Origin of the sequence: Petroclostridium xylanilyticum (genome assembly GCF_002252565.1) — a bacterium.
GTDB classification, from domain to species: domain Bacteria; phylum Bacillota; class Clostridia; order SK-Y3; family SK-Y3; genus Petroclostridium; species Petroclostridium xylanilyticum.
Genome location: NZ_NPML01000012.1, coordinates 96,946 through 110,499, shown reverse-complemented (window position 1 = coordinate 110,499; position 13,554 = coordinate 96,946). Strand labels below are relative to the sequence as shown.

At 34.5% G+C, this 13,554-nt stretch carries 15 protein-coding genes; 14 read left to right on the top strand and 1 reads right to left on the bottom strand.

Annotated features, from left to right (window positions below; translation table 11 throughout):
- The first annotated feature begins 52 nt into the window (after positions 1-52).
- The 9 genes from CIB29_RS07445 to CIB29_RS07405 all read left to right on the top strand — a co-directional run bounded on the left by CIB29_RS07445 (position 53) and on the right by CIB29_RS07405 (position 7,242).
- The gene (locus tag CIB29_RS07445) at positions 53-313 is read left to right on the top strand and encodes a putative Se/S carrier-like protein (RefSeq protein WP_157910242.1); all 261 of its coding nucleotides are present in this window, start codon (positions 53-55) and stop codon (positions 311-313) included.
- Positions 314-436: 123 nt separating this feature from the next.
- On the top strand, positions 437-1,501 hold the full coding sequence (locus CIB29_RS07440; RefSeq protein WP_094548333.1) for a glucose-1-phosphate thymidylyltransferase: 1,065 nt from the start codon (positions 437-439) through the stop codon (positions 1,499-1,501).
- Positions 1,502-1,514: 13 nt separating this feature from the next.
- Positions 1,515-1,976, top strand: a complete 462-nt coding sequence (locus CIB29_RS07435) for a dTDP-4-dehydrorhamnose 3,5-epimerase family protein (RefSeq protein WP_094548331.1) — start codon at positions 1,515-1,517, stop codon at positions 1,974-1,976.
- Complete coding sequence (gene rfbB, locus CIB29_RS07430) at positions 1,976-2,953, top strand: dTDP-glucose 4,6-dehydratase (RefSeq protein WP_094548329.1); 978 nt, start codon at positions 1,976-1,978, stop codon at positions 2,951-2,953. Before CIB29_RS07435 ends, rfbB begins: the two co-directional genes overlap by 1 nt.
- A gap of 15 nt (positions 2,954-2,968) precedes the next feature.
- A complete protein-coding gene (locus tag CIB29_RS07425) occupies positions 2,969-3,508 on the top strand; it encodes a GNAT family N-acetyltransferase (RefSeq protein WP_157910241.1) in 540 nt (179 codons plus the stop codon).
- Between the two features lie 30 nt (positions 3,509-3,538).
- Positions 3,539-4,663, top strand: coding sequence for a DegT/DnrJ/EryC1/StrS family aminotransferase (locus CIB29_RS07420; protein WP_094548325.1), 1,125 nt, complete (start codon positions 3,539-3,541; stop codon positions 4,661-4,663).
- Positions 4,663-5,553, top strand: a complete 891-nt coding sequence (locus CIB29_RS07415) for a glycosyltransferase family 2 protein (RefSeq protein WP_198543795.1) — start codon at positions 4,663-4,665, stop codon at positions 5,551-5,553. The genes CIB29_RS07420 and CIB29_RS07415 overlap by 1 nt, the downstream gene beginning before the upstream one ends.
- A 37-nt stretch (positions 5,554-5,590) precedes the next feature.
- Positions 5,591-6,136 carry a GNAT family N-acetyltransferase gene (locus CIB29_RS07410; RefSeq protein WP_157910240.1) on the top strand — a complete coding sequence of 182 codons (546 nt, stop codon included), beginning with the start codon at positions 5,591-5,593 and terminating at the stop codon, positions 6,134-6,136.
- Positions 6,133-7,242: a DegT/DnrJ/EryC1/StrS family aminotransferase gene (locus tag CIB29_RS07405; protein WP_094548319.1), complete on the top strand. Its 1,110-nt coding sequence runs from the start codon at positions 6,133-6,135 to the stop codon at positions 7,240-7,242. The genes CIB29_RS07410 and CIB29_RS07405 overlap by 4 nt, the downstream gene beginning before the upstream one ends.
- A gap of 144 nt (positions 7,243-7,386) precedes the next feature.
- On the opposite strand, the gene CIB29_RS07400 is transcribed toward CIB29_RS07405, so the two are convergent.
- The gene (locus tag CIB29_RS07400) at positions 7,387-8,406 is read right to left on the bottom strand and encodes a glycosyltransferase family 4 protein (protein ID WP_094548317.1); all 1,020 of its coding nucleotides are present in this window, start codon (positions 8,404-8,406) and stop codon (positions 7,387-7,389) included.
- A 153-nt stretch (positions 8,407-8,559) separates the two neighbouring features.
- Between CIB29_RS07400 and CIB29_RS07395 the strand changes: the two genes are divergently transcribed.
- The 5 genes from CIB29_RS07395 to CIB29_RS07375 all read left to right on the top strand — a co-directional run bounded on the left by CIB29_RS07395 (position 8,560) and on the right by CIB29_RS07375 (position 13,408).
- A complete protein-coding gene (locus CIB29_RS07395; RefSeq protein ID WP_094548315.1) occupies positions 8,560-9,570 on the top strand; it encodes a glycosyltransferase family 4 protein in 1,011 nt (336 codons plus the stop codon).
- Between the two features lie 43 nt (positions 9,571-9,613).
- Positions 9,614-10,498, top strand: a complete 885-nt coding sequence (rfbD, locus tag CIB29_RS07390) for a dTDP-4-dehydrorhamnose reductase (protein WP_094548313.1) — start codon at positions 9,614-9,616, stop codon at positions 10,496-10,498.
- 31 nt (positions 10,499-10,529) lie between these two features.
- Entirely contained in the window at positions 10,530-11,339 is an 810-nt protein-coding gene (locus CIB29_RS07385; RefSeq protein WP_094548312.1) for a glycosyltransferase family 2 protein, read from the top strand.
- Positions 11,340-11,492: 153 nt separating this feature from the next.
- A complete protein-coding gene (locus CIB29_RS07380; RefSeq protein ID WP_094548310.1) occupies positions 11,493-12,434 on the top strand; it encodes an SDR family oxidoreductase in 942 nt (313 codons plus the stop codon).
- On the top strand, positions 12,431-13,408 hold the full coding sequence (locus tag CIB29_RS07375) for a CgeB family protein (protein WP_198543794.1): 978 nt from the start codon (positions 12,431-12,433) through the stop codon (positions 13,406-13,408). Before CIB29_RS07380 ends, CIB29_RS07375 begins: the two co-directional genes overlap by 4 nt.
- Positions 13,409-13,554: the final 146 nt, after the last annotated feature.

The window sequence follows — 13,554 nt, the reverse complement described above, 5'->3', positions numbered from 1 at the left end:
GGCTGGGGATGATTTTGCAACATGAGGAGTTAGAATGCAAGGGGAGGGTTTTATGGATTATTATTTAGCGATATATTCGTCAGTAACCCTGGCAAATAGAGTAAAAAAATACATGCCACAGGATGGAGATTATATCGGAATTGTTCATACACCCAGGTCCATATCAATGGGTGGGTGTAGTTATGCACTCAAATTTAAAAAACACAAACTGCCAGTGGTAAAGCAAGTATCGCAAGATCTTGGGATCAAGATAAAAGCTTTATATAAAGAATCTGTTGTAAATGGCGTAAAATCGTATAGTCAAATATATTAATAAATACCAGCTAACAGCTGGTATTTATTTTAAACCATATTTTTTAAAAGTTTGGTAACATAATATCAACTTACTTCATAATATGATAAGGAAAAAAGGAAATTAAAACGGGAAGGTGGCGGCATGAAAGCTCTCATTCTAAGTGGAGGAATAGGTTCAAGGCTTTGGCCTATCACATATACCAGGCCCAAACAACTCATTCCGGTGGCAAATAAACCGATTCTATTTTATGCTATCGAGTCAATCATTAAGGCAGGGATCAGTGATATTGGAATAATAGTAGGTGACACCGGGGACGAAATCATGCAAGAGGTTGGGGATGGTACCCGATGGGGGGCAAAAATCACATATATTTATCAGGAAAAACCGGAAGGATTGGCCCATGCAGTGAAAATTGCACAACCTTTTCTAAAGGAAGAGGCATTTTTAATGTTTTTAGGGGATAACATTATCAGGGATGATTTAAGTAAGTTTATTCAGAAATATTATGGTAAAAAATTAAATGCCCTGGTTGTACTGGATAAGGTTGATAATCCACAAGACTATGGGGTTGCAGTCCTGGAAAATGGCGACATTGTTGAGCTGGTTGAAAAACCAAAACAATATATTAGTAACATGGCCATTGTAGGCCTTTATATTTTTGATAAAAACATATTTTCAGCTATTAGTAAAATTAAACCTTCATGGCGTAATGAATTGGAGATCACTGATGCCATTCAGGACATGATAAAAAACGGGTTCAAAGTCAGTTATGGTCAGCTGGAAAATTGGTGGAAGGATACAGGAGCTCCACAGGATATGTTGGAAGCGAACCAGAAAATTTTGGATGACATAAAGGGTTATGACCAGGGATGGATAGACCAAAAGTCAATGGTACAGGGCAAGGTCATTATAGAAAAGGATGCGCATGTGATTAACAGTGTAATTAGAGGGCCGGTCATTATCGGTGAAAAATGTACAATAAAAAATGCATATATTGGTCCTTACACATCCATCAGTAAAGGATGTGAAATAGAAAACTCAGAGGTAGAAGGCAGTATCATTATGGAGAATTGTAAAATAAAAAATGTAGGGAATAGAATCAACAATAGCCTTATTGGCAGCAGTACGGAGATTGCAAACGATAATACACTATCCAGAACTTATTCTTTTATAGTAGGAGATAAGAGCAAGATTAAAATATTGTGAGGTGGGGATTTACATGGAATTCATCCAAGGTGTTAAGATCAAGCAATTAAAATCTATCCCCGATGAAAGAGGTAGATTGATGGAAATGTTAAGAGCAGATGATGATATATTTATTAAATTTGGACAGGTCTATTTAACTACAGCTTACCCTGGAGTAGTAAAAGCATGGCATTATCATAAAAAACAGACGGATAATTTCATCGTTATAAAAGGTATGATGAAGGTTGTTTTATATGACGATAGAAAAGATTCTCCTACTTTTGGCAAAATTAATGAATTTTTTATGGGCGATTATAACCAAATATTACTTCAGATTCCTAATGGGGTTTTTCATGGCTTTAAATGCATCGGTGAAACCGAAGCAATAGTTATCAATATTCCGACAGAAGTGTATAACTACAGTGATCCGGACGAATTCAGAGTAGATCCCCATAATAACGACATTCCTTATAACTGGGAAAGGAAAGATGGATGATGAAAACGGTACTGGTAACAGGTGGATGTGGATTTATCGGCAGTAATTTCATACGGTATTTGCTGCAAAAACACAATGATTTGTTTGTAATCAATGTTGATAAACTTACCTATGCAGGAAACACTAAAAATCTTTCGGACATAGAGTATTCTAAAAACTATAAATTTATAAAAGGGGATATATGTGATTATCGTTTAATGGACGATATCTTTAGACAAGGAATAAATTACGTTGTCAACTTTGCTGCCGAATCCCATGTGGACCGAAGCATTGAAAATTCACAGGTATTTATTCAAACCAATGTATTGGGAACCCAGGTGCTTTTAGATAATAGTTTAAAACATGGAATAGAAAAATATATACAAGTTTCAACCGATGAAGTTTATGGCTCTTTGGAATTGAATACAAAGGATGCATTCACTGAAGATACACCACTGGCTCCAAGAAATCCTTATTCTGCCAGCAAAGCCGGGGCGGATATGCTTGTCAAGGCATATTTTAATACCTATAAATTACCTGTTGTTATTACAAGATGTTCTAATAACTACGGCGAATACCAGCATCCTGAAAAATTAATACCTAAAACCATTATTAATGCAATTAATGAACAACCTATAGGTATTTACGGAGATGGGTTAAACGTAAGGGATTGGATACATGTCCAGGACCATTGCAACGCAATTTTGACCGTATTGGAGAAAGGCATTTCTGGTGAGGTATATAACATAGGTGCTGATAATGAAATAGCAAATATAGAAATCGTAAAATTCATATTAAGATATTTAAATAAGTCTGAAGGCTTAATTAAATATATAGAAGACCGCCTGGGACATGATAGAAGATATGCAATGAATGCTAGTAAAATTCACAAAGAATTAGGATGGGTTCCCAGGATAGATTTTTTTGAAGGGTTGGCTAAAACTATTCAATGGTATAAAGAAAGTCAAAAATGGTGGAAAGATATGAATTTAATATAGAAAGGAGTAGGTATCTTGATAAAGGGTAAAAAAGTTAGTTTAAGACCATTGGAAAAAGAAGACATATATAAGATTGTGGAATGGAGAAACCAGGAAGGAGTGCGTACGAATTTCCTGGATTCAGGTTTATTAAGTAAATATGCACAAGAAGCATGGTATGAACAATATCAAAAGCATTTTCAGCAGTATCAAAAGTATAACGATAGACTGATTTTTGCTATTGAAGCAGAAAATCAATATATCGGAATTACATGGCTATATGATATAAATCACAGGAACCAGAATGCGACAATAGGAATGCTCATAGGAGATAAGAATTTCTGGGGAAAAGGATATGGTACAGATGCAATATGGACGCTGACACGTTATGCTTTTGATGAAATGAACCTGAGAAGAATTAATGGATATATAGTGGAATATAACAAGGGATCTTTAAGAATGGTAGAAAAAAATGGATATAAGGTAGAAGGATGTATGAGAAAAGCATATTATGCACATTCGCAATTTTGGGACGTAAAAGTTGTCGGCATATTAAAAGAAGAATTTGAACAATAAAATTTTGAATGAGTGAAAGGAAGCATATTTATGACAATGCCTGTATTAAAGCCGTCTATTGGTGAAGATGAAATTAATGCTGTTGTTGAAGTACTAAAGTCCGGTTGGTTAGGTCTTGGACCAAAAACGGAAGAATTTGAAAAAAAATTTGCCGATTATATCGGATGTAACTATGCTGTAGCATTAAATTCCGGGACAGCTGCCCTTCATATGGCGGTAGAAGCACTGGGAATAAAAAAGGGGGATGAAGTTATTGTTACACCTATGACTTTTGTCTCTACAGTACATGCAATACGTTATGTTGGGGCAGAACCGGTATTTGCGGATATAGAACAGGACACCATGAATATCGATGTCCATGATATTCAGAGAAAAATAACTGAAAAAACCAAAGCCATCATAGTTGTCCATATGGCAGGTCATCCTTGTGATATGGATAAGATTAATGAATTGGCCGGTTATGATGGATTATACGTAATAGAAGATGCCGCCCATGCCTGTGGAGCCAGATATAAAGGGAAAAAAATCGGAAGTGGAAACAATCTTACCTGCTTCAGCTTTCATGCAGTAAAAAATTTAACTTGTGGCGAAGGCGGCGCAATTACATGTAATAATGAATGGTACAACAGGTATTTTAGAGAAAAGAGATGGCTTGGTATATCTAAAGATACATGGTTCCGGACTTCAAGAGAGCACATATATGCATGGCAATACTGGATAGATAAAATAGGATACAAATACCATATGAATGATATCAATGCTGCTATAGGACTGGTGCAGCTTGCAAAATTGGAAATACTAAATCAGAAACGTAAATACATTGCTCAAAAATATTCTGAATCCTTAAAAGATCTAAAATGGCTTGAACTACCGCATGAAAAACCATATGCAGAAAGCAGCTGGCATTTATATCAGGTAAAACTGCCGGACCAAAGTGCAAGAGATGGTTTGATACAACATCTAAAACAGCATGATATTTCACCGGGCGTACACTATCTTCCAATACATCTTCAACCTTGCTACAGAAATATAAAGGCTAGCGTGCCTATTGCCAATGATATTTGGAAAAGAATCCTGACCTTGCCTTTATATCCTGATATGACTGATAATGATATTGATAAAGTAGTTAACGTAATAAGCAAATATAAAATTTAATGGAAGGAGTGATAGCTGTGACGCCACCATTGGTATGTTTCGTTACTTTTAATAGGGCAGGATTAATCGCACGTAACCTGGCAGCTCTTCTTAATACAACCGAAGATTTTGAATTGTATATTATTGATAACAATTCTCAGGACGATACATGGAAATTTATAGAAAGCCTAAAGGATGACAGAATTAAGTGCAAAAAGAGATTTGATTTAAACCGCGGTGTGGTATATGCCATCAATTATGCATTAAGTAAAAGAAAAAAGGACCAATATTTTATTCATATAGATTGTGATGTGTATATAAAAACAAAAGATTGGATTACTCAATTTATGAAGGTGATGAATACATTTCCAGAGATAGGATTATTAGGAGTAGCGAGAGACACGTTGTTTCAAGAAAAAAATATATCACCTAAGATTGTAACAAAAGATGGTATTAGCTATTACCAATATCATTCAGTAATAGGATCTTGTATATGTCTTCGTCCGGAATTGTTTGATTATATTGGATACTTCAACGAAGAAACCTGTTGGGCTGATGTTGATACATCTTTGCGTATCAATAGATTTACTCCATATAAAACAGGGTTTATTCAAAGTATTGAGATAGAGCAAACGCAATATGTACGTTGCGAACAATGCATGCTAAAAAAACAGTGCACTGTTTTAAAGAAGTCGATGACTTGCCTGGATATTCATAAGAGTAGGCACAAACATGGAGAGTTTGCAAAAAAATTTCGGAACAAACTGTCGATTTACCTCAGCGAAGTAAATGCAGGTAAACGCACCGTATATTGTGCGTCCATACATGATCCTGATTCTATACGAAACCATGTTTATAATAAAGAATGGGCGGAAGAGAACTTTCAATTTTATATTGATTATGCTAACTAGGTGCGTTTATATAGAGAGTATAAGAGAGGTTCTGAATATGCAGGATAAAAATTTTATTATTTTATCAGATGAACATCCCAATATGCGATTAAGGAGTATTGAAGAAAAGGATTTAAATCATTTACGTAATTGGAAAAATCGAAATAGAGATTCATTTTTTTATAAGAATGAGATAAGTGTAGATGAACAAAAAGAATGGTTTAAAAAGTATTTAGATAGAGATAAAGATTTCATGTTTATCATTGAAGAAGATATTGAAAATGTTTGCAAAAGCATTGGATGTATGGGATTTAGGGATGCAAAAAGCTATATAGACCTTTACAATATCATCCGCGGTGAAAAATACCATAAATCCTGTGCAAAAATAAGTGATGCGTTAAGAATAATGTGCAGTTATATTCAAACCAATTTCAATAAAATAATTGGCTGCAAAGTATTAAAGGATAATCCGGCAGTAACATGGTATATAAAAAATGGTTTTAGAATTGTTGAAAATCATGGAGAGTATGTTTATGCAGAATTAGATTTTGATAAGTTCAGACCTTGTCAAATTCAAGTTATCTTAGGATGTGAAAAAGAATGATATCGGTCTTTGGCTCTAAAGCAGGAAAAGAAGAAATTGAACAGGTGTCGGAGAGCATCAATAATCAATGGATGGGAATGGGACCAAAAGTAAAAGAATTCGAAGAAAAATTTTCAAAAAGACTAGGGCTTAGGAATTTTTTAATGGTTGATAGCGGTTCAAATGGTCTTTATTTAGCTGTAAAATTATTAGATTTACCGATGGGCTCGGAAATTATTGTACCTTCTTTTACCTGGGTCTCCTGTGCACAAGCCGTAATATTGGCAGGGCATAAACCTGTTTTTTGCGATGTTGACATAAATAGTTATAATATTACAGAAAAAACGGTTGCAAATAGTATAACTGATAAAACTAAAGCAATCATGGTTGTACATTACGCGGGGTTACCGGTGGAAATGGATTCAATTAAGCAGTTTGGTCTTCCCATAATAGAAGATGCAGCTCATGCAGTGGATTCCTATTATAAGGGAAAAGCTTGTGGAAGTATTGGAGATGTCGGCGTTTACAGTTTTGATGCAATTAAGAACCTGGCAGTCGGAGAAGGTGGAGGTGTTACTGCCCAAAAATCTGAATTAATAGAGAGAGCAAGAGTATTAAGATATTGCGGTATTGGCAAGTCAGGTTTTGAAACGTCTACACAGGGTAAAAAAAGATGGTGGGAATATGATATAAAAGAAGTATTTATTAAAATGAATCCATCGGATATATTGGCGGGGATAGGGCTGGCTCAGTTGGAAAAGTTGGATGCATTACAGGCTTATCGAAAGAAGATTTGGGATATATACCAAAATGCGTTTAAAGACTGTGACTGGATAAAAACTCCTTGTGAAGCCAATGATGGAGATAAACATTCATATTTCACATATTGTATCAGGATAAGGAAGAAGAGAGATGAATTAGCAAAATATTTGTTTGAAAAAGGAATATATACCACCGTACGCTATCATCCGCTGCATATGAATAAAATTTACCATAGTAATGTAAAATTGCCAAATTGCGAAATACTAAATGAAGAAGCATTAAATATTCCTTTACACCCCAACCTAAGTGAAAGTGATGTTGAAAAAATTGTAGATGAAATAAAATCGTTCAAAAAATATTTGTAGGAGTAATTACTCAAAATGTTGGGTAAATTAACTTTGTATGAATTATTAATTGATTTGCACATAAGAAATCTCCTTTGTAATGTAATTACATTATAAAGGAGATTTCTTCAGAACTGGTCAGGAATGCGAAAATGTATAATAAAATTATTTTTTTGACAAATGGTATAGTTCTTCCAACTTATTTAAATATTTTTCATGTGTTTCCTTTTCAGAAAAATTTTTAGCTCTTGCCAGCATTTTTTTTCTATAAAACTCCTGGTTGTGAAGAGTTTCTAAAATTTTTTTACATAAATCATGTATATCCACAGTCGGAAATGAATTGATGCTTTGGCTGCAATTGGCAAGTAAAGCAGCATCTTCTACCAGTTCAGGAAGACTGCCAGAATTTAATCCTACCAGAGGGGTTCCGGTATGCATTGCTTCAATTACCAGGTTGGGACACGCTTCATGTGCTTTGAAACTCAATAGGAGATCCGCCGTTCTTAAATATTCAGGCATTAAATCACGAGGGACGGGGGTACTGAGATCTAATTTTGTGATATTGGGCAGATTGGCATTCCGTATCAGTTTTTCATCATTAGGGAATGCTTTTCCTAATATCCAGAATTCAATATTTTTTTTTGATTTAAATAACTTTGCAACATTGATTAAGGCTTGAAGGGACTTGGCTGAAGTATACTGCGTGCCCCAATAAGCTATGGATAGTATGACCTTCTTATTTTTTGGCTTATATAGCGTTTTGCCGTCAGGTGTAAAAACAGATGCATCAACACTATTGTAAATAATATCACCGTCCGGTTCATTGCCGTTATATATGCTTCTAAGTAATACTGTTTTTGAAAATATGCTTTGATATACAATGCTGTCAGCAAAAGAGATTATTTTTTTGAAATAATCGTTGCGGCTTTTGACGAGCTCTGGGCTGGGATAATTATAAGGTAAAAATATTGCGCCTATCCTTTGCAATATTTTGATTTTTTTATTTTTAAGAGCTTCCAGTTCTTCAATTTTTGACATGGCTGCAACTGAGCAAAACACATCGACATCAGGATCATAGCCGAAGCTAATATCATGTCCTTTGGAGAGACAATAATTACTGAAACTTTTTATCCAGCTCCTGGCACCACCAGGGCCATTATAATCTTGTGAAAATCCGATTTTCATACCGTATGACACCCTCTCAAAAAGTAATAAAACTTGCTTGAACTATAATATATATATGATTAATTTTGATAAAGTGGAACGCTTAACAGGGGCATTTGAATATTATAATAAGGTAGAATTGAAGATTTTTTTGTTATACGGGGAGTGATAAGCATGAAAATATATTTTTTCCTTTCAACGGATGAAAACTCTACAACATCATATTCTAATGATTTATTAGCTTCCAGTTTGGGTAATCAGGGTTATAAAGTAGAAATTGTAAGAGATATACGGGAAAAATTCAAAATTTTAAATAAGCCTGATTGCGAAGTAATAATTTTCCAAAAAACCATACAGTGTGCTGCACATACGAGCAAGGCTATCAGGCATCTGAAGGGAAAGGTTTATCTGGTCCATATTGATGACGACTTTTTAGATATGCAAAACAAAGAGCATATAGAAACCTTAAATATTTCTGACCTCATAATTGTAGGAACACAAAAACATAAAACAGCACTGAGAGATTATACTACCACTCCTGTAGAAGCTATTACAGGGATATTGGATCTTGAAAACTATGAATATGTTCCTGTTGATAAGAAATCCAACAATCCACTAATCATCAGCTGGCAGCAATCATGTGCGGATGCCTATGTAAAAGATCTTTTAATGGTTGCAAAGCCACTCTGTGCACTGAATAAAGAATATGGAATCCAACTACACTTATACGGATGGCATATGGGAAAGGATTATCCCGACCATAGTGGCAAAGTGAGAGAGGCAATGCCTTTTGCAAAATTTATTGAATACCAGCCAATGAAACAATATTTAGCTAATATTGTACCGCAGATAGCGAAATCGGATATCTTTGTTATGCCTTATATAGATCATCCGAATAGATGGGGAAAAAGCGGCTTCGGATTAAAAAGGATGATGCTTTTGGGACTTCCTGTAGTAGCGTCGGATACACAACATCATGCAACACTGATTGAAAATGGTGTGAATGGTTTTCTGGCTTCAACAGATGAACAATGGTATTTGGCACTGAAAAGCTTAATAAATGACAGGGATTTGAGAGAGAAATTATCCATGAATGCTCGAAAATTAATAGAAAAAAAATATAATAATGAAATTACATCTCAGGAATTTTTACAAGTACTAAAAAAATATATTCCATTCTTCTAGATGCAAAAGCCTCAAAATTTAAGTAAAAAAAGGTGGATGAAGCATGTGGAAAATTGAAGGTAAAAATACAAAAAAAATAATGATAACTGGTTCAAGTGGTCAATTAGGAAGTGCATTAAAGTTTCTCAACAATAACTATTTATTAGCACCTTTGGACAAAAGTCAGTTGGATGTAGTGAATAAAGAAAAAGTTTTCCGGACGGTAAAACAGATAAAACCTGATTATATTATTCATACAGCAGCCTATACAAAAGTGGATGAAAGTGAAATATATATTAAGAAAGCTATTCAGGTAAATTGTATAGGGACGGAAAATATTGCTTTGGCTTGCAAAAAGTTCAATGCGGTTATGGTTTATATCAGTACTGATTACATTTTTGATGGAAAAAAGGGGATGCCGTATACGGAGCAGGATATGCCTTCGCCTGTTAACATTTATGGATATACAAAATTTATAGGTGAGCAAATAGTAAGAAGTGTGTTAAATAAATATATTGTCGTCAGAAGTTCATGGCTGTACGGTGGTCAGGGAAAAAGCTTTGTAAATACAATCCTGGAGTTGGCAAAAAAGAATTCAGAAATAAGAGTGGTAGATGACCAAATAGGTTGTCCCACGTATGTTATGGATTTGGCGGAGGCAATATTTCAACTCATTAAGGCAGAAGTCTATGGGGTATACCATGCTTCAAACAGCGGTTATTGTTCCTGGTACCAATTTGCGCGTGAAATACTGAAATGTACCGGAAATAAAGATACCTTGTTAATTCCTGTTACTTCAAAAGAACTGAACAGGTTAGCCAGACGGCCGGCCAATTCCTCTTTGATAAATACCAAAGGTGTCTATCAACTTAGAGAATGGAAAGATGCATTATACGAATATATACAAAGACACACTGCTGTTAATGAGAATATTATGTTTAATATATAAAAATCCAAAACAAATACTTTAGGAGGTAAAAATGAAATGTATTTTTAATAGAAGTGAAAAATCAGAAGTAGAAGCAAGTATTATTATATGTGTTTGGAATAATCTTGCATTTACTATGAAATGTCTGGAAAGTGTTGTAAAATATACTGCTGTCGACTATGAAATAATCCTGATTGATAATCATTCTGAGGAACCAGTGATACAAACTGCGTTGGATTTTTTTAATAAAAATAATGTTGAATATACTATCGTACTCAATAAAGAGAACAAAGGTTTTATAAAAGGAACCAACCAGGGTATTAAGCTGGCACGGGGACAGTTTATTGTATTTCTGAATAATGACGTAGAAGTAACACACGGTTGGTTAACCAAAATGATAAATATTTTTAATAAAGACAAAAGAATAGGTATTATTGGATGTCTTGCTTCCCCTTCCAATATAGGATGGCAGCCTGTCAATCATCTTAAGGGCAAGGTATCATGGTTGCAGGATTTGCCTGATTGGGAAGGGAAATCGGTAGATGAATATGCAAAAATAATTGAAAATACATATTCTGGTAAATATAAAATAGTGGGAATGGTTGCCTTTTTTTGTGCGGTAGTAAAAAGGGATGCAATTAATCATATTGGCTTATTGGATGAAGACTATGGTATAGGATTTATGGATGATACAGATTATTGTGAAAGGGCAAGATTGAGAGGATACAAGATTGCATTAGCACTTGATACCTATGTATATCACTATCATAGGGCAACTTTTAATAAATTAGATATTAATTGCAAAAAATTGTTAGATAATAATTTGAGAAAGTTTCAGAATAAGTTTGGGAAGCCGTATTAATAAACAAACTTATAAAAATTCTTCTATGCGGCATGGGGACGGTTCGTCTGTCGCATGCGGTTTTCATGAGACTGAGGAACCGTCCCCATGTCGACCTTTAGTGTGTTCTATATATAGAGAGAAAAATAGATAAATAAGAAAGAAGGGGTCAAATTGCCATTTTATCTTGTGACAGGCGGTGCTGGATTTATAGGCTCTAATATAGTAAAAGAACTAGTAAGAAGAAATGATAGGATCAGAATTATCGATAACCTTTCAACAGGAAAGTTGGAAAATATAGAGGATTACCTGAAAAATATAGAATTTATAAAAGAAGATATAAGAGATTTTTCTGCATGCCAAAAAGCTGTCAGAGGAGTGAATTATGTTTTACATCAAGCAGCGCTGCCTTCAGTAAAAAGGTCAATAGATGACATTCTATCATCAAATTCTACTAATATTGACGGAACTCTAAATATACTGGAAGCAGCAAAACGGGAGGGTGTAAAAAAAGTTGTATTTGCCTCATCTTCGTCTGTATACGGGAATACAGACACCTTACCCAAGACAGAAAGTATGGCGGCAAATCCTTTATCGCCTTATGCAGTGGAGAAATATACCGGAGAACAATACTGTAAAATTTTTCATGAGATTTATGGATTAAGGACGGTGTGTTTACGATATTTTAATGTATTTGGCCCTGGACAGGACCCGGCATCTGAATATTCTGCAGTCATTCCTAAGTTTATTTATTCAATGCTCAAAAAGCAGCCTCCTGTCATTTATGGTGATGGTTATCAGTCAAGGGATTTTACTTATGTAGAAAATGTTGTTGAAGCTAACCTGTTGGCATGCCACTCTCAAAAAGTCGGCAGAGGGGAAGTGATTAATATAGGTGGTGGCAATAGAACTACATTGAATCAGTTAGTAAGTTATTTAAGCGAAATTATAGGTTACGATGGGTCGGTGCTATATGAGAAAGCGAGAAAAGGGGACGTATTGCATTCACTGGCTGATATTACCAGTGCGCAATCACTGCTGAATTACAACGTAAAGGTAAAAATGAAAGAAGGATTAAATAGAACGGTAGAATGGTTCAGAGGGAAGAGGTTATGAAAATTTTATTTGTCAATTCAGGACGCCCACGTGCATTTGTTAGTATACAATCAAGTATTATAGATACGCTGATAACAAAATTTAAGTGCAAAGTTCGCAGCATTTCACCACAGCAGTTTATGACCGGAAATATTGAAGATGCCTTTTTACCAGATATTATACTTGTATTCTACGGAATATTTGTACAACCGAAAAAAATACTGGATGTTATGAGAAAGGGGTTTAAAACTGTACTGTGGGCTACGGAAGATCCCTACCAGTTTGATATATACTATGACAAAACCAGAATGGCTTATGATTATGTATTTACCAATGATTTAGCGACAATACCTTACTATAACAGGGAGAATATTTATTATCTTCCTGCCTGTACCGATGAAAAGATATACAAGCCCCAGCAGGTTAATTTAAAATATAAAAGCGACATTTGCATTATTGGACAGGGATTTCCACGAAGAATCAGAATATTAAATAGCCTGGAACCATTGCTTCTTAAGTACAAAGCAAAAATAATCGGCCAATGGGATATTTGGAATGAAAAACTCTCACCAGCTCTAAAAAAACTTGTAACAAATTACATAACTGATCCCTGCGAAGTGGCACGATATTATAATGGTGCAAAGATAAATATCAATATACATAGAGAATGGGAAGACCAGGCAATTCCTTATAACCAAAACAGCCGGAATATAAAAGCGGCAAGTTTAAATTCCAGAACTTTTGACATCAGTGCATGTGCTGCTTTTCAAATTGTTGATAATAGCAGGGAAGAGGTTTCTGATTTTTTTAAACCGGATAAACAAATCGTGACATTTGATATTGACAACTGCAGTGACCTTGTAAATAAGATTTTATTTTATCTTCACAACAAAAAGTTAAGAGATGAAATAAGGCATAATGCTTATAAACAAACAGTCCAAAATTACACATATAGAAATATAATCAGGTATATGTTAGATATAATTAATCGCTAGCCAAATGGTCTGAATATTGTAGTCAGATTATCTGGCTAGCTTTATAATGAACCAACTTTAAAGCTAAATATTTAATTTTAAAGTTGATTCATTTCATCGATAACTACATTAATTTATTTATAATTTTGATATTGGTTATCGATATA

Excerpts from the sequence above, each read along its gene's own strand:
- CIB29_RS07445 (WP_157910242.1), top strand. The coding sequence starts at position 53 with ATGGATTATTATTTAGCGATATATTCGTCAGTAACCCTGGCAAATAGA.
- CIB29_RS07440 (WP_094548333.1), top strand. The coding sequence starts at position 437 with ATGAAAGCTCTCATTCTAAGTGGAGGAATAGGTTCAAGGCTTTGGCCT.
- CIB29_RS07435 (WP_094548331.1), top strand. The coding sequence starts at position 1,515 with ATGGAATTCATCCAAGGTGTTAAGATCAAGCAATTAAAATCTATCCCC.
- rfbB (WP_094548329.1), top strand. The coding sequence starts at position 1,976 with ATGAAAACGGTACTGGTAACAGGTGGATGTGGATTTATCGGCAGTAAT.
- CIB29_RS07420 (WP_094548325.1), top strand. The coding sequence starts at position 3,539 with ATGACAATGCCTGTATTAAAGCCGTCTATTGGTGAAGATGAAATTAAT.
- CIB29_RS07415 (WP_198543795.1), top strand. The coding sequence starts at position 4,663 with ATGGAAGGAGTGATAGCTGTGACGCCACCATTGGTATGTTTCGTTACT.
- CIB29_RS07410 (WP_157910240.1), top strand. The coding sequence starts at position 5,591 with ATGCAGGATAAAAATTTTATTATTTTATCAGATGAACATCCCAATATG.
- CIB29_RS07405 (WP_094548319.1), top strand. The coding sequence starts at position 6,133 with ATGATATCGGTCTTTGGCTCTAAAGCAGGAAAAGAAGAAATTGAACAG.
- CIB29_RS07400 (WP_094548317.1), bottom strand. The coding sequence starts at position 8,406 with ATGAAAATCGGATTTTCACAAGATTATAATGGCCCTGGTGGTGCCAGG.
- CIB29_RS07395 (WP_094548315.1), top strand. The coding sequence starts at position 8,560 with ATGAAAATATATTTTTTCCTTTCAACGGATGAAAACTCTACAACATCA.
- rfbD (WP_094548313.1), top strand. The coding sequence starts at position 9,614 with ATGTGGAAAATTGAAGGTAAAAATACAAAAAAAATAATGATAACTGGT.
- CIB29_RS07385 (WP_094548312.1), top strand. The coding sequence starts at position 10,530 with ATGAAATGTATTTTTAATAGAAGTGAAAAATCAGAAGTAGAAGCAAGT.
- CIB29_RS07375 (WP_198543794.1), top strand. The coding sequence starts at position 12,431 with ATGAAAATTTTATTTGTCAATTCAGGACGCCCACGTGCATTTGTTAGT.